We start from the raw sequence: 20,429 nt of genomic DNA on the forward strand, positions 1-20,429 counted from the left end.
ATGAGATGGCCTTTTTTTCGCACCAAACTTGGGTGAATCAGTGTGCGGGAATTAATGAAACGAAGGACCGATACTTGCTGGAAGGGCGTCTCGCGGCGTGTAACGCTCACGGGACGGCGACGGAGGGGCCAACGAATCCCGACGGAACCCCGACGAAAAGCCAAAAGCCGTCCGAATCCCGGCCGATCGGCCAGCGCTGCTGCATTGCTAGGCACCGCGCCGCCAAACCGGTACCATCATGCACTCATTTAACCGATTGCCCGACGCGACATAAGTATGGAATACAGAAGCTGGATGTGCCTGATTTGTGGCTGGATTTATGACGAGGAAGCGGGACTGCCCGAGGAAGGAATTGCGCCGGGTACTCGCTGGGAAGACGTTCCAATTAATTGGACGTGTCCCGAATGCGGCGCACGCAAGGAAGACTTCGAAATGGTCCAGATCTGAGCAAAGGCTCGGACGTCGTGAAGATAAAGCCGCGCCGCATGGATGGGATGCCTTCATGCGGCGCGCCTTGTTTACATGTGGGCAACTAGGTGTGGGCAACAGGCGTGCGGTTCGCATGATGCGCCGTGGTTCGTTGCACGCATGATGGTCAGTCAGACCACAGTTAGATCAGTGAGCAGGAACGCTCGGCCAGCGAGTTGGCTCGACCCGACTCGACTCTTCCGGCGTGTGTCCGGGTTTTATCGCCAGAGGGGATGCGGCGGCATGCATCGGCCTATTGGCGAAATGAGCCCGGGTTCGATCAAGATCCACCCAATGCGCAGCGTAGCGCCGCGCATTGGCTCGTGAGCGTTCCATGACAACTCAATCCGGCTTGAGCAACACGTTCCAGGCATTGCCCAACCCACGCGGCGGCGCCGTGCGGATTGCGGAGATGGCGCTGACTGACGCGCTGCACGCATTCATGCGCGACGGCGACACGCTCGGCGTCCTGCGCCGCGGGATTGGCGCGTTGCACGCGGCGGGCTGGCTGCCGGCGCAGCGTTTTGGCGAGACCTTGGTGCTGGTGTCGCCGCTTGCCGGGCTGAGCGACAAAAATCGCAACCAGTTTGCCGAAGCGCTGCGTGATTTCAGCGCGGCGGTGGAGCGCCGCAATCTGCGTGAGCTGGCCTGTTCCACGCTGCTGTTCGAGCATTATCGCGGGCTGCATGCGCTGATGGCAGCGCACACCCGGGCCGCGCCCGTTTCCTTCGATGACCTCGCGCTCGCCGGCCGCGCCATTCCGCCGGCTACGCTGCGCTCCATTTCCTCCGAGCGGCTTGCGCGCGTGCGGGCGCACTACGAACGTGCGTTGCTGATGCTGCTGCGTTCGAAGGCGGGCGAGTTGAAGGGGGAGGCTGAAATTGTCTCCATCCTCGACGCCTGTCTGGCCGATCTCGCCGGTCCCGATCCCTACGATTTCTGGCGTTTGGCGAGTTCGGTGATTGAGGCTTTGCGTTTGCAGCCCGATCCCGACACGGCCGCTGACGCGCGTCGCCTCTACGCTCGCTTCAATCTGGTTCTGGCCGACCAGGCGCACGGTTTGTCGCATGCACCCAAGTCGCTGGTGCGCGCCGCGTTGGCGCTGTTGTGGCGCGACTACGCGTTATACGGCGCGTCGGCGGAGGATTCCGTCCAGGTCGATGTGCTGCGCGATTACGGCTTGACCGTGGACTGGCACGTCGCGGCGTCGCAGGCGTCCGAGGACGCGTGGGAGCGCAATGCGGAGCAGGCACGCGATGCATCTACCCGCGATCTTGGCGTGTTGCGCGTGAACGCCGTGGCGTACGAGGACTTTCTGACGAGTGCCGAGCCTGCAATCGGCGCGTTGATCGAGCATGGGATGTCCGCGCGGGAGGCGAGCCGTATCGACATACCGGCTGCGCTCAAGGCAGCCGATGCGGCGTATCGGCTGGGCGCGGCGGCGTGCGCGCTAGGGCTGGGTCATGTCGCGTTGCTTGCTGACACGCTCGGGCTCGCGTGGCGGCGGATTGCGTATGAGGCCCAGACGACGCCGGATTGCTCACCGCTCGATGCCGCGATTCCCGAGAAGGCCGCTCAGGCGCTTGGCGCCATGTTGCATCAGGCCGCGGCGGGCATTGCACCTTCGGAGGGCGGGGCGTCGGTTGCTGCGCTGACCGCCATGATCGAGCGGGGAATGGCTGTCGCGCGATAGGGTTTTTCGCTCGCGCTTAGCGAGCGGTAGAACCCGCGCTATTTGACCGCGGCATACCGCGCGAGCGTGATCTTTCGCGCGGTATCGTGATCGACGACCGGCATGGGGTATTCAGCGCCCAGCGAAATCTTCGCCGCCTTCAACGCCTCGGGTTTTGCCTTCCACGGTGCGTGGACGTCCTTATCCGACAACGCGGCGAGTTCCGGCACGTAATGACGGATGAACTTGCCGCGGGTATCGAATTTCTCCGACTGCGTGACCGGATTGAAAATGCGGAAATACGGCTGTGCGTCGCAACCGCTGGAGGAAGCCCATTGCCACCCGCCATTATTCGATGACAGCTCGAAGTCGTTCAGCAGCGCCTCGAAATACTGTTCCCCCCGCCGCCAGTCAAGCCCCAGATCTTTGGTGAGAAAACTCGCCACGACCATCCGCAAGCGGTTATGCATGTAACCCGACTGGTTGATCTGGCGCATGGCGGCATCGACTAGCGGATAACCCGTCTGGCCCTCGCACCACGCGGCAAAATTCGCATCGGCGACGTCGCCCGTTTCCCATTTGATACGGTCGTATTCCGGCCTGAACGCCTTGTGGTCGCCCGGCACGCCAACATACGGAAAGTGGTGCAGCACCGAAAAGTAAAAATCGCGCCAGATCAATTCGGACAGCCACGTTTCCGCGCCCCGGTTGCCGTGACGCTGGGCGTCGTGTGCGGTGCGGGCCAATGCGCGAATCGAAATAGTGCCGTGCCGCAGATGCACGCTGAGATAACTGGGTCCCTTAACGGACGGAAAGTCACGCGTCCGGTCGTAATCGACCATGCGGTCGCGGAAGTCATCGAATAGTTGAAACGCGCCGCTTGATCCCGCCGGCAACGCGGGCGCGTGCACGGCACTGAAACCTAACGATGCCAGCGACGGAATGGCGTGCTTCACGCCAGCCGGCGGCTTCGCCAAAGCAGCGAGATTTTCCTCCGACGCGTACGGCTTCAACGCATCCGGTGTCAGCGACGCGAGCCAGTTGCGCTTATAGGGCGTGAACACGGTGTAAGGCTTGCCCGCGCCCGTCAGCACGTCGTCCTGATGAAAAATGACCTGATCCTTGAACGTGAAAAACGCCACGTCCGCGCCGGCCAGTTTTTTGCCGATATCCTCGTCTCGCGCCTTCGCGGACGGCTCGTAGTCGCGATTCGTGAATACCGCGTCGACGCCGCATTCACGGGCCAGCGCCGGAATCTCGTGCGACGGCACGCCGTGCCGCACGATCAGGCCGCCCCCCGCGTCGCGCAGGGTTTGTTCGAGTTCGATCAGGCTGGCATGAATAAACGGCACGCGCCGATCGTTTTGAGGAAGGGGAGACAGAATTTCGCTGTCGAAAACGAAGGCGCACAGCACCCGGCGACAGCGAGTTAGTGCGTGATAGAGTGCAGCATGGTCTGCTACGCGCAGGTCTCGTCGAAACCAGACTAGCCCCAGATCAAAGTCGGCCATCAAGCAGTGCCTTTGCTAAAATTCGAATTATGTCCAAGACTTCCGATCGCATCAATTTGACCAATCAGTTCCTGATCGCCATGCCAAGCATGGCCGATCCCACGTTCTCGGGGACTGTAGTCTACCTTTGCGATCACAGCGAGCGCGGTGCGCTTGGCCTGGTGATCAACCGGCCGACCGACATCGACCTCCAATCGCTTTTCAACCGTATCGACCTGAAACTCGAGATCGAGCCGCTTGTGCATCTGCCCGTCTATTTCGGCGGCCCGGTGCAGACGGAACGCGGCTTCGTGCTGCACGATCCGGCCGACGGCGACGTCTACACTTCGTCCATGAGCGTTCCCGGCGGCCTCGCCATGACCACGTCGAAAGACGTGCTCGAAGCGGTCGCGAGCGGCAAGGGGCCCGCCCGTTTCCTGCTCACGCTCGGCCATGCCGGCTGGGGCGCGGGGCAACTGGAAGACGAAATCGCCAAGAACGGCTGGCTCACCGTGGAAGCCGATCCGCGCATCGTGTTCGACGTGCCCGCCGAGGACAAGTTGCAAGCGGCGTTGTCGCTGCTCGGCGTGTCGCTTTCCATGTTGTCGGGCGAAGCGGGCCACGCATGACGGGTGATGCCCGCATTGACACCCGCGCCGAAGCCACGCTGCTTGCCTTCGATTACGGCGAGAAACGCATTGGCGTCGCGGTCGGCAACACGTTGACCGGACACGCCCGGGCGCTGATGGTGTTTGAAAACCGCAGCCGCGAATATCGTTTCGAAGTCGCCGGTCAATTAATTGACGAATGGAAACCCATGACGGTGATTGTCGGCCTGCCCATGCACCCCGACGGCGCGCCGCATGAAATGACGCAACTGGCCACGCGCTTCGGCAATCAGCTGAACGGGCGTTTCAGCGTGCCGGTGAGCTGGGTGGACGAGCGGTATTCATCGGTGGAAGCGAAGGCTGAAATGAAACGCAACGGCGTGAAGATGAATGCAAAAGGCCGTTACGACGATATCGACGCCGAAGCCGCGCGTGTCATCCTCCAACAGTATCTAGACGGACTTGACGACAAATCATGAGTCTCATTGACGCCGAGGCGCTGTATCGCGCGTTGCTTGGGCAGATCCGCGCGGCGTATGGCGAATCGCTGACGCAAGCGGGCGCTCCGGTTCTAGCCGGCATATACAGCGGCGGCGTGTGGCTCGTCGAACGGCTGGCCAAAGATCTGAACGTGGCCGGATTCGGCGTGGTGAACGTGTCGTTGCATCGCGACGATTACGCTAAAAAGGGCCTGCACAGCCAGGCCAGCCCGACGTCGCTACCGTTCGAAGTCGACAATCGAAAAATCCTGCTGGTCGACGACGTGCTCTCAACGGGCCGGACCGTGCGCGCAGCGGTCAACGAGCTTTATGATTACGGCCGTCCCGCCGCAGTGGAACTGGCCGTGCTCGCCGATCGCGGCGGCCGCGAGTTGCCCATGGCGGCGCGTTTCACCGGCGGCGTAGTCGATGTGCCCGCGAACGCCACGCTCGTGCTCACGCAGCGCGACGACGGCACGCTGGCTTTTACGACCGAAGCGCGCACGGACTAAAACCGCCGCGCCTCTCCCCGACAAAAACAACGCACCATCAGGATCGACATGAACACGGCCACCCAGGGTTCTGCCGAAAGCCGAGTGCCGGACAGAAAGCCGGCGTCTTCGCGCTACGGTTTTCTCAAAGGCAATCCGCAGCTCACGAAGAACGGCGAACTCAAGCATCTGCTCACCATAGAAGGACTTCCGCGCGCGATCGTCACGCATATTCTCGATACCGCCGAGCAGTTCGTCAGCGTGACGGATCGCGAGATCAAGAAAGTGCCGCTGCTGCGCGGCAAGTCAGTGTTCAACCTGTTCTTCGAGAACTCCACGCGCACCCGGACCACGTTCGAGATCGCCGCGAAGCGACTTTCGGCGGACGTGCTGAACCTGAATATCAATGCGTCGTCCACGAGTAAGGGCGAGTCGCTGCTCGACACCATCAACAATCTCTCGGCCATGCATGCGGACATGTTCGTCGTGCGTCATGCGTCGAGCGGTGCGCCGTATCTGATTGCCGAGCATTGCGCGCCGCACGTTCACGTGATCAATGCGGGCGATGGGCGTCATGCACACCCCACGCAGGGTTTGCTCGACATGTACACCATCCGCCATTACAAGAAAGATTTCCGGAATCTGCGCGTGGCGATAGTGGGTGACATCGTGCATTCGCGCGTCGCCCGTTCGGATATCCACGCGCTGACCACGCTCGGCGTGCCGGAAGTGCGCGCGATCGGTCCGCGTACCTTGCTGCCCAGCAATCTCAACGAGATGGGCGTGCACGTGTATCACAACCTCGACGAAGGGCTGAAGGGCGTCGATGTGATCATCATGCTGCGCTTGCAGAACGAACGCATGAGTGGTGCATTGCTGCCGTCGGCGCAAGAGTATTTCAAGTCCTGGGGACTCACGCCGGAGCGTCTCGCGCTGGCTGCGCCTGACGCTATCGTGATGCATCCGGGACCGATGAATCGCGGCGTGGAAATCGATTCGCAAGTGGCCGATGGCCCGCAATCGGTGATCCTCAACCAGGTCACATTCGGAATTGCCGTGCGCATGGCGGTAATGGGGATCGTTGCCGGAAATCACGACTAACACCATGAAGATCCATATTCAGGGCGGCACGCTCATTGACCCGGCTGCGGGCACCGAAACCCAGGCCGATGTGTTTATCGCGGCGGGGAAGATCGTAGCCATTGGCGATGCCCCCGCAGACTTTCAAGCGGCCCGGGTGATCGATGCAAAAGGCTTCGCGCTCGCGCCGGGTTTTGTCGATTTAAGCGCGCGCTTGCGCGAGCCGGGTTTTGAACACAAGGCCACGCTCGAGTCCGAAATGGCGGCCGCGGCTGCCGGCGGCGTGACCAGTCTCGTCTGTCCGCCCGATACCGATCCCGTTCTCGATGAACCGGGTCTTGTCGAAATGCTCAAGTTCCGCGCGCAGAAGCTGCATCAGGCGCACGTGTATCCGCTCGGCGCGTTGACGGTTGGGCTCAAGGGCGAAGCGATCACCGAGATGGTCGAGCTGACCGAGTCGGGCTGCATCGGCTTCTCGCAGGCGGATACGCCGATTGTCAATACGCGCACGCTGTTGCGCGCGCTGCAATACGCGACCACGTACGGGTATGCCGTGTGGCTGCGTCCGCAGGACTCTTATATGGCGAGCGGCGGTGTGGCGGCAAGTGGCGCGGTGGCGTCGCGGCTGGGGTTGTCGGGCGTGCCGGTGTCGGCGGAAACCATCGCGCTGCATACCATTTTCGAGTTGGTGCGGGTGTCGGGCGCGCGGGTGCACTTGTCGCATTTGTCTTCGGCGGCGGGCGTTGCGCTCATGCGCGAGGCGAAGGCCGAGGGCTTGCCCGTGACCTGTGACGTGACCATCAACCACGTGCATCTGACCGATATGGACATCGGTTATTTCAACGCGCAATTTCGCCTCGACCCACCGTTGCGCTCGCAGCGTGACCGCGACGCGATCCGCGCGGGGCTGGCCGATGGCACCATCGATGCAATCTGCTCCGATCACACTCCGCTCGACGACGACGAAAAGCTGCTGCCCTTCGCCGAAGCCACACCGGGCGCAACGGGGCTGGAACTGCTGCTGTCGCTGACGGTGAAATGGGCGCGTGAGGCGGGTGTACCGCTGGCGAAGGCGCTCACGCGCATCACGACAGCGCCGGCCAGTGTGCTCAAGCTGAACGCGGGGCGTATTGCCGTGGGCGAGACTGCCGATCTCTGTCTCTTCGATCCCGCCGCCGACTGGCTCGTCGAGCCCGCGAAGCTCAAGAGCCAGGGGCATAACTCACCGTTCCTCGGTTATGAATTGCCGGCGCGGGTACTGATGACGCTTGTGTCGGGGCATATTGCCTATGAAGCAGGCTATGAAGCAGGCCATGAAGCACGCCATGAAGCACGCTGACCGGTCCTGACCATGTTCGCTTTCCGCAAAGCACGGATTTTTGGGCATCTGCTTCACGGGATGTGGACGGTGGCCGCGCGTTTCCCCAACGCGACGCCGCGGGTGCGCATGGAGCTGAATCGACTCTGGTCGATTGAGATGCTGCGCCGTTGCGGCATGAAGCTTGTCGTGCACAACGATCAGGCGCGGCTCGATAGCGGCGCGCTGGTGGTCGGCAACCACGTGTCCTGGATCGATATCTACGTGGTCAACGCCTGGCGCCCGACGCCGTTTGTCTCGAAGGCAGAAGTGCGCCAATGGCCGTTGGTCGGCTGGCTTGCGCAGCAGCTCGACACCGTGTTTCTCCAGCGCGAAAAACGCAGCGATGCGAAACGCATCATGAATGAGCTGTCGGAACGGCTGGTGCGCGGCGAACTGATGTGCGTGTTTCCGGAAGGGACGACGTCGCTTGGGCGCGACTTGCTGCCGTTTCATTCCAACTTGTTTCAGGCGGCTGTGTTGGCGTCTTGCCCGGTGCAGCCGATCTGCCTGATGTACGAGGACGCGCACGGACGGCAGGCGGAAGCGCCGGCTTATATCGATGACCTGACGTTGGCTTTCACGCTGAACGCCATGCTCCGCGATACGCCGCTGACAGCGCATCTTTATGTCTGCGATGCGATCGAGCCCGGTGCCGACAGGCGCGTGCTGGCGAAGCAAGCGCAGGCGTCGGTGGAGGTGGCGTTGCGGCGGATGCAGGCGGGATTGAGATTGCCGGCGACGGTTGTTAGGGATGACGCTAATACGGTTGCCGGGTTCGAAGCGGTGACGCCGCGGCATTGAAGGTTTATTCCGACGTTGCCCGGCAGTTCGAGCATTCCACCTGCGTCACCGTGCGCTCGGCCGGATTGCTCGCGAGGCTCACCGCTGTCAGCGCTTGTCCCCAGACGCAGCCTGAATCAAGTCCGATGACGTTATCGCGGACGATCAGACCCAGCGCAGCCCAATGGCCGAACACCACGGTCACGTCCGCCGTCCCGCGCGATGGTACGTCGAACCAGGGCATGAAGCCCGGGGGCGCGGAGTCCACACCGGCGCTCGATGAGAAGTCCATCACGCCGTCGGCGGAACAGAACCGCATGCGGGTCAACGCATTGCATATCAGGCGCAACCGGTCGCTGCCCTTGAGCTTGGGTTTCCATCGATTCGGCTCGTTGCCGTACAGGCTCGCCAGCGTTTCCTTCCAGTTCGGCGCGCGCAGCGCCCGCTGGAATTCATCGGCTAGTTCCAGCGTCAATGCGACATCCCATTGCGGCAACACACCCGCATGAACCATCAACATGCCCTGATCGAAATGCGCGATTGGACGATGCCGGATCCAGTCGAGCAGATCGGCGGCGTCGGGCGCGCTCAGGATGTCATCGATGGTGTCGCCTTTTTTCGCCTTCCGAATTCCCGCCGATACGGACAGCAGGTGCAGGTCATGATTGCCAAGGATGGTGACGGCGCGATCCCCCAGCGCGATCAGGTCGCGCAATGTGCCAAGCGAGTCCGGACCGCGATTGATGATGTCACCCGCGAACCAGAGTGGCGTTGTTTCGCTCGGCGCGGCCTTGGTCAGAAGGCGCTGGAACTCTTGGCGGCAACCCTGGATATCGCCGAAGGCGAGAGGAACGGGGTGTTTGGCAGGTGAAAGAAACATAAAGGAGGGCAATCGGCTACGAAAAAAGATGGGTGGGCGCCACGCGGGCATTGCCGGCGAAGAGGCCGGCGGTATTCAGGCCTGCTCGGTGAGGCCTGCCTGAGAAGCGTCTGATCCATCGCGCATATTAACTGACAACCTTCGATATGGCTTCCAGCTTCCTGTGTCGCCGCTGGCTCAAGCTGCGGCGAACGAGCGCTTGGCCGTTCCTTTAGGGATGGAGGCACGATTTAACGCTGTCAACTAATTTTTTTGATATCGAATATTTTTCGACAACAAAGGGCTGGCGCAAACGCAGGATGTTTGTGCGCCGCCATTTTTTATCGATTTTTCGTTCTTTACAATCGGACCACTGAGCTGCCGCCCGGTCTTTTGCGGACGTGCCGCCGTGAAAGACGATTCGCACGGGTCGATTATTTGATTGTAAATTCAGAGATCTATAGGGTTTTGCGCTTCTTACTTTTTGCGGATGGGCACCGAGACGGTCAGACACGCTTTCATCGCATTGTTAAGGGTTCTCCCCAATTTCGCGCATCAATAGGGCGGCGCGGTAGATCTACACAAAGGAGCTGGAATTGACGAGCGCAGTGATCACGGGCGTTACCGGACAGGACGGGGCATATCTAACGCAGTTATTGCTCGAAAAGGGTTACGAAGTTCATGGCACCTATAGGCGCACGAGTTCGGTCAACTTCTGGAGAATGAATGCACTGGGGCTCTTGAATCATCCAAGGCTCAATCTGGTCGAGCATGACCTGACCGACCTAGGCGCATCTATTCGCCTGATCGAACGGGCCAAGCCGCAGGAGATCTACAACCTCGCGGCGCAAAGCTTCGTGGGCGTTTCGTTCGAACAACCCGCCACGACTGCCGAAATCACTGGCATAGGCGCGTTGAATGTGTTGGAAGCTATTCGGACGGTCGACCGGACTATTCGTTTTTATCAGGCTTCGACATCCGAAATGTTCGGCAAGGTCCAGTCCATTCCACAGAAGGAAGACACGCCGTTCTATCCGCGTAGTCCTTACGGGGTCGCCAAGTTGTACGCCCACTGGATGACGATCAACTATCGTGAGTCCTACAATATCTTCGGTTCCAGCGGCATTCTGTTCAATCACGAGTCACCGTTGCGGGGCCGAGAGTTCGTGACGCGAAAGATTACGGATTCAGTCGCCAAGTTGTCGCTTGGGATGCTTGACGTACTCGAACTGGGAAACCTGGATGCAAAGCGCGATTGGGGTTTCGCCAAGGAATACGTGGACGGCATGTACCGGATGTTGCAGGCGCCCGAGCCTGATACCTATGTGCTTGCCACCAATCGTACCGAAACCGTTCGCGACTTCGTTGCGATGGCGTTCAAAGCCGTCGATATTGAGTTGAACTGGCGTGGAACGGGCGAGAAGGAAGAGGGCGTGGATGCGACCAACGGCAAGGTGCTCGTTCGCGTGAACCCGAAATTTCATCGGCCCGCTGAGGTGGAACTCTTGATTGGCGATCCGTCGAAGGCTAAAGAAAAGCTCGGGTGGGAACCTAAAACGACGCTCGAGCAGCTTTGCAAGATGATGGTGGAAGAGGACTTGCAGCGTAATCAGACGGGTTTCTTGTTCTAAGCAGCCTCTATGCAGCCGATAGTCGACGCGGCGCGCCTAACCGCCGCGTTGACCCTGCCGGGCCAGTAACATGTCGATTTTCGGCCCGCGACGTTCTCTCCGCGTCCCCTGATTGTCAAAATAGTCCGCCGTCACCGCGCGTCAGCCGCAAATCCCTCCGGTTCAACTGCCTAATGTTTGCAGATCGGGCGCAATAATTGCGTCCGGGCTTACGCACGGCCTATTACCTAAAATGATTCACTAGTTCAAGTATTTTGATCGACGGCGATTATCTTTTGATCCGACGTTATGAATCGATTTTGTATCCGGCACGTAAGAGTTTTTTTACATATTTCATTGATTGACTGCGAGCTTCCTACTCGGACCACTCCGTCCCGGATGTTGGCGCGCTTCGCGCCAATTCGATGGGCGGCTCTACGAAAAACGTCGAAATTCGGCCCCGCGAGCGGCTTGAAAGAGGCCGTTAGCCCTTGCTCAGCATAGGTCAGGCTTTTAGGAAGGTCCGCTGTGATATCGTGTGGCCTTCCGACTGCGACGCGGTGCCGAGCGATCTTTGAGGAGACCCGCACTGCTTGAGGCTTGACTTTCCGGGCTGCGGGCGCGGTGAGCTTGGTATTGACAATCAACTTTTCTGAATAAATTCAATGATATTAGTTACGGGCGGCGCTGGCTTTATCGGAGCCAATTTCATTCTGGACTGGCTTCGTACATCGGACGAGCCGGTTTTAAATGTAGACAAGCTCACGTATGCCGGTAATCTCCAGACGCTTCAGTCGTTGCGGGACAACCCCGGGCATGTCTTTGCTCAGGTCGACATTTGTGACAGGGCGGCGCTCGATGCGTTGCTGAAGCAGCACGCGCCGCGTGCAGTGCTGCATTTTGCGGCGGAAAGTCACGTCGACCGGTCGATTCACGGTCCAGCAGACTTCGTGCAAACGAATATGGTCGGAACCTTCACGCTGCTCGAAGCGGTTCGTTCGCATCTCCAGACGTTGAGCGATGAAGGTCGAGGCCAGTTCCGGTTCCTGCATGTGTCTACCGATGAAGTGTACGGCTCGTTGTCGGCCACTGACCCGCAGTTTTCCGAGACCACGCCTTACGCGCCGAACAGCCCGTATGCCGCGACGAAGGCCGGGTCGGACCATCTGGTTCGTGCCTACCACCATACGTACGGCTTGCAGACGCTCACCACGAATTGCTCGAATAACTACGGTCCGTATCAATTCCCGGAAAAGCTGATCCCGCTGATGATTGCGAATGCGCTTGCCGGCAAGCCGCTGCCCGTCTATGGCGATGGTCAGAACGTACGCGACTGGCTGTATGTCGGCGATCATTGCAGCGCAATCCGCGAGGTGCTTCAGCGCGGCAAGCCCGGTGAGACGTACAACATTGGCGGCTGGAACGAGAAGAAGAATCTCGACGTCGTGCATATCCTGTGCGATTTGCTCGACCAGTTGAAGCCAAAGGCAAGCGGGTCGTATCGCGACCAGATCACTTACGTGACCGATCGCCCCGGCCATGATCGCCGCTACGCAATCGACGCGCGAAAGCTTGAACGCGAACTCGGCTGGAAACCGGCGGAGACCTTCGAGACGGGTCTGGCCAAGACGGTTCAGTGGTATCTCGACAATCAGGCGTGGTCTGATGAAGTCGCTTCGGGCGAGTACCGGAAGTGGGTCGACACGAACTATACGCAGCGCACCTGACGCTGTAACGCTAGAACGCAACTACAAGGACTAAAGATGGCGCGAAAAGGCATCATTCTCGCCGGCGGCTCGGGCACGCGGCTATATCCCATTACGCATGTTGTATCGAAGCAATTGCTGCCCGTGTACGACAAGCCGATGATTTATTACCCGCTGTCAACGCTGATGATCGCGGGCATTCGTGACGTCCTCATTATCTCGACCCCGCAGGACACGCCGCGTTTCGAGACCATGCTGGGAGACGGCAGCCAGTGGGGGATGAACATCCAGTACGCGGTGCAGCCGTCGCCGGACGGGCTTGCGCAGGCGTTTATCATCGGCAAGGAATTTATTGGCAATGATCCCTCGGCGCTGATTTTGGGCGACAACATTTTCTATGGTCACGATCTCCTGAAGCAATTGGAGAGCGCCGACGCGCAGAAGGAAGGCGCCACCGTCTTCGCGTATCACGTGCACGATCCGGAGCGTTACGGCGTGGTGGAATTCGACAAGCAATTCCGCGCGTTGTCGATTGAAGAAAAGCCTTTGAAGCCGCGTTCGAACTACGCTGTAACGGGGCTCTACTTCTACGACAACAATGTCTGTGATATCGCTGCGGACATCAAGCCGTCGCCGCGTGGCGAACTTGAAATCACCGACGTGAATTCGCGCTACCTCGAACAGAAAAAACTCGACGTGTCGATCATGGGTCGCGGCTACGCATGGCTTGACACCGGCACGCACGATTCGCTGATTGAAGCTGCGACGTTTATTGCGACGCTGCAGAAACGGCAAGGGTTGGTCGTTGCGTGTCCGGAAGAGATTGCCTACCGGCGCGAATGGATCAATGACGAGCAACTGCTCGCGCTTGCCAAGCCGCTTTCGAAGAATGCGTACGGCCAATATTTGCTCAACCTTCCTACGGATCAAGTGGCATGGCTATCCAAGTAACAGCGACCGCGCTCCCTGAAGTCAAGATCATTGAGCCGAAGGTATTTGGCGATGCACGTGGCTATTTTTTTGAGAGCTTCAGCGCGCGTGAGTTTTCCGAGCAAGTCGCGGCCAACGTGGTGTTTGTGCAGGACAACCACTCACGTTCGGCAAGAGGCGTATTGCGCGGCCTGCATTATCAGATCGATCATACGCAGGGGAAGCTCGTGCGGGTGACGGTGGGTGAAGTGTTGGATGTGGCCGTCGATATCCGGCGTTCGTCGCCGAACTTCGGCAAATGGGTCAGCGTGCATCTATCCGCCGATAACAAGCGGCAGGCGTGGATTCCGCCAGGCTTCGCCCATGGTTTTGTCGTGCTGAGCGACGTGGCCGAGTTCCTGTACAAGACGACTGACTACTGGTATCCACAGTTCGAGCGGACGCTCCTGTGGAACGATCCGGCTGTCGGGATCGACTGGCAGTTCGATGGCGAACCGCTGCTCGCGGCCAAGGACCAAGCCGGCTCGCCGCTGAGCCAGGCCGACGTCTTCGAATGAGAGGACATCCATGACTGCGCGGATTTTGGTAACGGGCGTTACCGGCCAGGTCGGTTTTGAACTCGTCAGGGCGTTGCAGGGCCTCGGCGATGTCTTCGCTGCCGACCGTCAGGCGTTCGATCTGGCCAAGCCGGATCAGATGCGTTCGGTATTGCGTGACTATCGTCCGTCGATTATCGTGAATCCGGCCGCCTACACGGCTGTTGACAACGCCGAGCAGGACATCGAGGGCGCCACACAACTCAATGCGCACGCGCCGGCCTTGCTCGCGGAAGAAGCGGCTCGCTCGGGCGCGCTGCTGGTCCACTACTCGACCGACTATGTGTTTGACGGCAGCAAGGACGGCGCCTATGTCGAGAGCGACGCGACCTGTCCGCAGAACGTGTACGGACGGACCAAGCTCGAGGGAGAACTGGCGATCGCGGCGAGCGGCTGTGCGCACCTGATTTTTCGTACGAGCTGGGTGTACGGGCGGCGTGGTCGGAACTTCCTTCAAACTATGTTGCGCCTTGCGGCCGAGCGCCCGGAGCTCAAGGTTGTTGCCGACCAAATTGGCGCGCCGACGTGGAGCAATACGCTCGCCACGCTGACCGCATCCATTCTCGCGCGGAACGCGGGGCCAGACGCACTGGGCGGCTGGTTGGAAAAATCGGGTATCTATCACCTGACGGCCGGGGGATCCACTACGTGGGCGGGGTTTGCGGAAGCCATCTTCCAAGAGGCCGACCTGGAGAAACGACCGGTCGTCCATCCCATCGATACCGCCGCCTATCCCACGCCAGCACGGCGGCCCTTGAACTCGGTCATGTCCAACGCGAAGCTCCAAAAGACCTTTGGCATCCAGGCGTATGACTGGCGGCATGCGCTCAGACTGTGCCTTGGCCGATGAGCGGCCAACCGTGCCGGTAAACCCGTCAACTTTTGTTCAAGTAGATCGTCGTATCAGGAGTTTATGAATCCCCATATCGCCCCTTCTGCGGGTTTCCGTGAATTGCTCGCTTCGACATGGCGCAATCGCGCGTTGATCCTGAGAATGACTGTCCGCGAGGTTCTCGGTCGCTACCGAGGATCGCTGTTCGGCCTTGCCTGGTCGCTGTTCAATCCGATCTTGCTGCTCGTCGTCTACACCGTGATCTTCGGTGTGATCTTCAAGTCCCGCTGGGGCGGCAGCCAGATCACCAACAAGGGCGATTTCGCGATCATCATCTTTGCAGGCATGATCGTGCACGGACTCTTCGCGGAATGTTTCACGCGCTCGCCGGGTCTCATCGCCGGCAATCCCAATTACGTGAAAAAGGTGCTGTTTCCGCTTGAAGTGCTGCCCTGGATCTCGATGGGTTCTGCCCTGTTTCACACCTGCGTAAGCTGGGTCGTGTTGCTGATCGCCCAGGTTGTATTGCGGCACGCGTTGCCTTGGACCGCGATCCTCTTTCCGATCATCATGTTTCCGCTCGTGCTCGGAACCATGGGATGCAGCTGGTTTCTTGCCGCGACTGGTGTGTACCTGCGGGATGTGACGCAGATTACGGGCATCATCACGACCGTGCTGATGTTTCTGTCGCCCATGTTTTACCCAGTGTCGGCGTTACCACCCGCGTATCAGAATCTGCTGTACATCAATCCGCTGACGTTCATCATCGAATCGGCGAGGGAAGTGCTCATTTGGGGGAGACAACCCAACTGGACCAGTTGGTCGTTCTATTTGCTTGCCAGTATGCTCGTTGCCTGGTTCGGCTTCTGGTGGTTTCAAAAGACGCGTAAAGGTTTTTCGGACGTTCTCTAAAGATGGCGCCGCGGTGCGTACCCCCGGGAGCGCTCAAGCAGGGTTAGTTGGATTTTTTTCATGAATGCAATGTCGATCGCCCATATTTCCGGCCGCGCTGCGAGCCACCTACAAATTCGACGTTGGCGCTATCTGCTGCGGGATTGCCCGCTCTTTGTCGCGAGCTGGTATGTCGACCGCTACGCCGATGTCGCGACTGCCCGTATCGATCCGCTGAGCCATTACTTGGCGCGCGGCTGGCGGGAGAGCCGCCAGCCGGGCCCCGAGTTCGACGGCGTTTATTACCTTTCGCGCTATCCCGACGTGGCGTCGCTCGGCATTCCGCCGCTCGTGCACTACTGGCTGAACGGCCGCAGCGAGGGCCGGCATCCGAATCCCTGCATGGATCTCGCATGGATCGAGTCGGCGGGGAGCCAGCGACCTGTGAGTGCGTCGGCGAACATACCGGAAGGGCGCGTGCAGGACGGGCGATCATCGCCTGAGCCGCTTATCAGCGTAATCATTCCGACGTACAACCGCGAGCGCCTGCTGCCGGGGGTACTGGATGCGTGGCGCGAACTCGACCGCGCCACGCGGATTCCTTACGAGATTATCTTCTCCGACGATGGCTCCGAAGACGGCAGTGTCGCGCTTCTCGAAGCGGTCCATGATCTTCCGATCCGGGTGTTGCGCAACGCCCATGGCGGCGCGTCGCCGGCCCGCAACGCGGCTATCCGGGCGGCGACCGGCAAGCGCTTGCTGATCATCGGCGACGATATTTTCCCGCATCCCGAACTGCTCAATGTGCACTGGGAGCTGGGCCAGAAGCTCGGGCCGATGGCAGCCACGCTGGGCGTGGTTGACTGGCATCCTGACCTGAAGGTCAATCACCTGATGGACCACATCACGGAGATCGGCAACGAGCAATTCAGCTACAACCGCTTGGAAGACGGCGCGTTCGTTGATTTTCGGCATTTCTATACGTGCAATATCTGTGTCGATCGGGAAATCTTGAATCAGCAGGCCACGCTGTTCGATCATCGTTTCGACAAATACGGGTTCGAGGACATTGAACTGGGTTACCGGCTGGCGCTGCAGGGATTGAGGCTCTACTACACGCGCCAGGCGAAGGGCGATCATTACCATCCTTACGTGATTGAGAATTTCTGCCGGCGCCAGGTGTCAGCTGGCGAGATGGCTGTTCTGTTCCGGGGCTTTCATCCTGGCATTGGCGCCATTGTCGGCGTGGACGGTCCCGAGCGGCAGTACAAGAAACACGGCATGCCGAGTCCGGTTTCGGACGCGCTTTGGCAGTCGCGACTGCAGCAACTTATCGACCACGCAAACAGCTACGAACATCTATTCGAACGCGCCGGCCGACAAGCGCGGTCGGTCCTCGGCCAATGCCTGAGCCAGCTCTACGCACCGCTTTTCCGCGCGATGTACGAATACGGCGTGCTCCAACGCCTCACGGGCAGCAAAGGCGTCCTTTCGCTGGCCATGAAGATGCACTTTGGGCCGCAGTGGAACGACTACTGGAAAGCATGTTCAGCCGATGGAGCCGAATCCGTTAGTTTGAGCGCGGAGCAGTTGACCGAGCTGATCGAAGCGCTGGTCACGCATCCGACCGAGTTCGGATCGCCAGCGGTCGAACAGGTCTATCGCGAATTAGTGGCGTTGCGGTCAGTGTCGGCTGCGGGATCGCCGCACGCATCGAAAGCTTTGCGCTGGCGCAATCGCGTCTCTGTGGGCCTCTATCTGCTGCGGCGGGACCCGCTCGATTTCGTCGTCCAGGTGAGGAAAATGGTGCATCGGCGGGCGGCGCAGCGCCAAACCATGCCTCCGGAAACCCGGCGCGTCAGCGAGGAAGTCACGCGCAGTTCGCAGATCGGCTTGATCCTCGAAACCAGCTCTGCCGATAACGACGCGAGCGTCGCCGTGTTTCGCGACGTCTTCGGCGCGGATGCTCGCGTGTTTGCACGCACGGAGACGAACGAGTTGCGTGAGGTTAATTTCGACGGCACGCAGGACGCGTTGATTTATTCAATCGATCATGCACGCTGTGGATATTTCTATTGGCCAGAAAGCGCCAGTGACATCCCGGGCCGCGATGCGCTATTCGACGCGTGGGTGGCCGTCGCGGAAAACAACCTTGACGCTGCGGTAATGTCGTACGGATTCGACTCGCCGGCGAGCATCCGAGTGGGCGCATTGCGTAACCACCTGGTTTTTTCGGAGCGAATCGCGCAGTGTGTTTTCGACAACCAGTTGGGCAGCGCCGTCGTGCGCGGCAAGGTCGTGCGCGTGCAGGAAGGTCCTTCGCGACCCGTGCCTGAGCCGAGAACCGCGACTGAGCTGTTCGGGCAGCCGATGGCGGTCGACGGCGACCGGGGCTTCTTCGCGAGTGAGACGGGCGAGCACGTAGCGCGGCGTCACACCACACCGCGCTACGCCAAGGTCGAGAAACGTCGCCCGGTGGTGTTCGTGTTTCCCGTGTTTGTTGCGGTTGGCGGCGTCGAGCGCAACACGGTGGAGATCATGCGTCAGTTGAACGACCGCTATGATTTCGTCGTGGTGACCATGGAACGCCTGCGGCAGGAGCAGGGAAGTCTGGGACGGCAGTTCCAGGAAGTCGGGGCACGCCTCGTCCAGATGTCTGAGTCCGTCATGCATGAGCACTACCTGCGCGTGCTGTTGCGCCTGAAGTCATCGTTGCATCCCGACCTCGTCTGGATCTGCAACGGATCGCCGTGGCTCGGCGACAATGCCGCGAACCTTCGGGCGCTGTTTGCTGATGTGCCCATCGTCGACCAGCAGGTCTATGACGTCGACCAAGGCTGGATCAATCGCTATGCGGAGCCGGGCATCACCTCGTTCGACCGTTTCATTGCGATTAACGAGAAGATCTTCAAGCGTTTCACGGGCGACCTGAAGCGCGACAGTTCGGTCGTCGACCTGATCTATTCGGCCGTCGACACCAGCCGCATCGAAGCATTCAAGAGCCGGCCTGTCGATGCGTCGGGGCTGCGTGAGAAATTCGGCTTGCCAGAAAACAAGGCGTTGTTCGGTTTCATCGGACGCCTGACGAGCCAAAAGCGGCCCGTGGATTTCCTGCGGTTGGCCCATGCCCGCCGTGAGTTCACGGACGAGGTGTTCGTGCTGGTCGGAGACGGTGAACTTGCATTGGATGCCGACGCGTTCATCCGGGACCGTCGCATGACGAACGTGATTCGTATTCCGTACGTGCAGAACACGCTCGAACTCGACGCCGTGCTCGACGGCCTCATCATTACCTCGGCCTATGAGGGCCTACCGATCGCGATGATCGAGGCGCTCAATCTGGCCGTGCCGGTTTTCGCGACCGATACCGGCGACATAGGCATCGTGCTCGACGAATTCAACGGCGGCGTGGTCTATCCGGTCGATGCGGTCGAAGCAGACGTGGCGTCGCGCTTCGCGCGCTGGCTCGGCACACGCGAGTCGTTCAAGGCGTCACTCAAGCAAAAGGAAGCGGCAGTGCTGCGGCGCTTTTCGAGCCGTGAGATCGCGCTTCAATATGTCGATTGTTTCGACAAGGCCATGCTGGCTTATCAGCCTGAAGCCGTTGCGGAGACGCACCCATGACGGTTGTCCTGATCGGCGGCGGCGGATTCATCGGTAGGCACGTGGCAGCCGCGTGTCTCGCGAGCGGGCTGAAGGTGCGCATCGCCGACGTGCACAATGGAAAGCGCGCGCCTCTGCCCGCAGACGGACTGCCCGAGGGCGTCGAGATCTGCGTGGGGGACTATCGTGAGCCGACGTTCGTAGCCGATGTTGTGAAGGGCGCACACGCCGTGGTGCATCTCGCGCACGACGCGATGCACCTGAACGGCCGTTGCGACATGGCTGGGGAATACGAGCGCAACATCCTCCCGGCTATTCGTCTCATGGAAGCATGCCTTGACGCCGCGGTCCAGCGCTTCGTATTCGTCTCCTCGGGTGGCACCGTCTATGGAAATCAGCCGGCTGGAACACCGATCCTGGAGTCAGCGCACGCGCAGCCTATCTCCCTGTATGGCACGGCGAAGCTGTCCATCGAGCATATCGCGCAGCTGTATTTCATCCAGCGCCAGTTGCCCGCTATCATCGTGCGGCCGGCGAACGCGTATGGCGCCGGGCAACTGCCGTTCAGGGGGCAGGGACTGATTCCGACCGCATTCGCCTCGGCGCAGCACGGTAAGAAGGTCAGCATTTTCGGCGATGGCGGCGCGGTCCGCGACTATGTCCATGTGACCGACATTGCACGCGGCATCGTCGCAGCCATTCAAGCCGGCCAGTTGGGAAATGCCTACAACATTGGCTCGGCGAGCGGCGTCTCCACCCGTCAGATACTGACGGACTACGTCATCCCGCTCGTCGAGAACGACCAGTTGTCGCTCGATGTGGCGTATCTCGAGGAACGCAAGGCAGACGTTCAATACAACGTCCTCGACTACTCAAAATTACATGACCACACCGGATTTGCGCCCACGGTTTCCCTGGACCGGGGCATGCGCGATGTCTGGACATGGTTGAAATTGCAATTCAAGTTGGACTGA

The 20,429-nt window shown here is 60.1% G+C and carries 18 protein-coding genes; 16 read left to right on the forward strand and 2 right to left on the reverse strand.

All coding sequences use genetic code 11. The features are described 5' to 3' along the window. Positions 1 to 276: 276 nt before the first annotated feature. Positions 277 to 447: a rubredoxin gene (locus GSQ93_RS31980; protein ID WP_025527884.1), complete on the forward strand. Its 171-nt coding sequence runs from the start codon at positions 277 to 279 to the stop codon at positions 445 to 447. 355 nt (positions 448 to 802) lie between these two features. Further along, positions 803 to 2,161: a hypothetical protein gene (locus tag GSQ93_RS31985; RefSeq protein WP_158939947.1), complete on the forward strand. Its 1,359-nt coding sequence runs from the start codon at positions 803 to 805 to the stop codon at positions 2,159 to 2,161. 38 nt (positions 2,162 to 2,199) lie between these two features. On the opposite strand, the gene GSQ93_RS31990 is transcribed toward GSQ93_RS31985, so the two are convergent. Next, a complete protein-coding gene (locus GSQ93_RS31990) occupies positions 2,200 to 3,651 on the reverse strand; it encodes a deoxyribodipyrimidine photo-lyase (protein WP_158939948.1) in 1,452 nt (483 codons plus the stop codon). A 29-nt stretch (positions 3,652 to 3,680) separates the two neighbouring features. Here GSQ93_RS31990 and GSQ93_RS31995 point away from each other — a divergent pair, with 29 nt between their 5' ends. The 6 genes from GSQ93_RS31995 to GSQ93_RS32020 are packed head-to-tail and all read left to right on the forward strand — an operon-like array spanning position 3,681 to position 8,449. Next, the gene (locus tag GSQ93_RS31995) at positions 3,681 to 4,259 is read left to right on the forward strand and encodes a YqgE/AlgH family protein (protein ID WP_089161120.1); all 579 of its coding nucleotides are present in this window, start codon (positions 3,681 to 3,683) and stop codon (positions 4,257 to 4,259) included. Continuing rightward, positions 4,256 to 4,717: a Holliday junction resolvase RuvX gene (ruvX, locus tag GSQ93_RS32000; protein WP_158939949.1), complete on the forward strand. Its 462-nt coding sequence runs from the start codon at positions 4,256 to 4,258 to the stop codon at positions 4,715 to 4,717. Before GSQ93_RS31995 ends, ruvX begins: the two co-directional genes overlap by 4 nt. Further along, positions 4,714 to 5,229 (forward strand): bifunctional pyr operon transcriptional regulator/uracil phosphoribosyltransferase PyrR, encoded by a 516-nt coding sequence (pyrR, locus tag GSQ93_RS32005; RefSeq protein ID WP_158939950.1) that lies wholly within the window; start codon positions 4,714 to 4,716, stop codon positions 5,227 to 5,229. Before ruvX ends, pyrR begins: the two co-directional genes overlap by 4 nt. 48 nt (positions 5,230 to 5,277) lie before the next feature. Beyond that, positions 5,278 to 6,309, forward strand: coding sequence for an aspartate carbamoyltransferase catalytic subunit (locus tag GSQ93_RS32010; protein ID WP_158939951.1), 1,032 nt, complete (start codon positions 5,278 to 5,280; stop codon positions 6,307 to 6,309). 4 nt (positions 6,310 to 6,313) lie between these two features. Next, positions 6,314 to 7,627, forward strand: a complete 1,314-nt coding sequence (locus GSQ93_RS32015) for a dihydroorotase (protein ID WP_158939952.1) — start codon at positions 6,314 to 6,316, stop codon at positions 7,625 to 7,627. A 12-nt stretch (positions 7,628 to 7,639) separates the two neighbouring features. Next, a complete protein-coding gene (locus tag GSQ93_RS32020; RefSeq protein WP_158939953.1) occupies positions 7,640 to 8,449 on the forward strand; it encodes a 1-acyl-sn-glycerol-3-phosphate acyltransferase in 810 nt (269 codons plus the stop codon). A gap of 4 nt (positions 8,450 to 8,453) precedes the next feature. Here the strand turns inward: GSQ93_RS32020 and GSQ93_RS32025 are convergent, their stop codons facing one another. Continuing rightward, positions 8,454 to 9,308, reverse strand: a complete 855-nt coding sequence (locus GSQ93_RS32025) for a symmetrical bis(5'-nucleosyl)-tetraphosphatase (protein ID WP_158939954.1) — start codon at positions 9,306 to 9,308, stop codon at positions 8,454 to 8,456. Positions 9,309 to 9,883: 575 nt separating this feature from the next. Between GSQ93_RS32025 and gmd the strand changes: the two genes are divergently transcribed. From gmd to GSQ93_RS32065, 8 genes are all read left to right on the forward strand, one after another. Continuing rightward, positions 9,884 to 10,918, forward strand: a complete 1,035-nt coding sequence (gene gmd, locus GSQ93_RS32030) for a GDP-mannose 4,6-dehydratase (RefSeq protein WP_158939955.1) — start codon at positions 9,884 to 9,886, stop codon at positions 10,916 to 10,918. A 644-nt stretch (positions 10,919 to 11,562) separates the two neighbouring features. Continuing rightward, positions 11,563 to 12,624 carry a dTDP-glucose 4,6-dehydratase gene (gene rfbB, locus GSQ93_RS32035; RefSeq protein WP_158939956.1) on the forward strand — a complete coding sequence of 354 codons (1,062 nt, stop codon included), beginning with the start codon at positions 11,563 to 11,565 and terminating at the stop codon, positions 12,622 to 12,624. A 36-nt stretch (positions 12,625 to 12,660) separates the two neighbouring features. Then, positions 12,661 to 13,554, forward strand: coding sequence for a glucose-1-phosphate thymidylyltransferase RfbA (gene rfbA / locus GSQ93_RS32040; RefSeq protein ID WP_158939957.1), 894 nt, complete (start codon positions 12,661 to 12,663; stop codon positions 13,552 to 13,554). After that, positions 13,539 to 14,090: a dTDP-4-dehydrorhamnose 3,5-epimerase gene (gene rfbC / locus GSQ93_RS32045; protein ID WP_158939958.1), complete on the forward strand. Its 552-nt coding sequence runs from the start codon at positions 13,539 to 13,541 to the stop codon at positions 14,088 to 14,090. Before rfbA ends, rfbC begins: the two co-directional genes overlap by 16 nt. A 10-nt stretch (positions 14,091 to 14,100) precedes the next feature. Beyond that, positions 14,101 to 14,979, forward strand: a complete 879-nt coding sequence (gene rfbD / locus GSQ93_RS32050; protein ID WP_158939959.1) for a dTDP-4-dehydrorhamnose reductase — start codon at positions 14,101 to 14,103, stop codon at positions 14,977 to 14,979. 63 nt (positions 14,980 to 15,042) lie between these two features. Beyond that, positions 15,043 to 15,873: an ABC transporter permease gene (locus GSQ93_RS32055; RefSeq protein WP_158939960.1), complete on the forward strand. Its 831-nt coding sequence runs from the start codon at positions 15,043 to 15,045 to the stop codon at positions 15,871 to 15,873. Positions 15,874 to 15,933: 60 nt separating this feature from the next. Beyond that, on the forward strand, positions 15,934 to 19,476 hold the full coding sequence (locus GSQ93_RS32060; RefSeq protein ID WP_158939961.1) for a glycosyltransferase: 3,543 nt from the start codon (positions 15,934 to 15,936) through the stop codon (positions 19,474 to 19,476). Then, the gene (locus GSQ93_RS32065) at positions 19,473 to 20,429 is read left to right on the forward strand and encodes an NAD-dependent epimerase/dehydratase family protein (protein ID WP_158939962.1); all 957 of its coding nucleotides are present in this window, start codon (positions 19,473 to 19,475) and stop codon (positions 20,427 to 20,429) included. Before GSQ93_RS32060 ends, GSQ93_RS32065 begins: the two co-directional genes overlap by 4 nt.

This window comes from Burkholderia sp. S171, assembly GCF_009766085.1.
GTDB lineage: Bacteria > Pseudomonadota > Gammaproteobacteria > Burkholderiales > Burkholderiaceae > Caballeronia.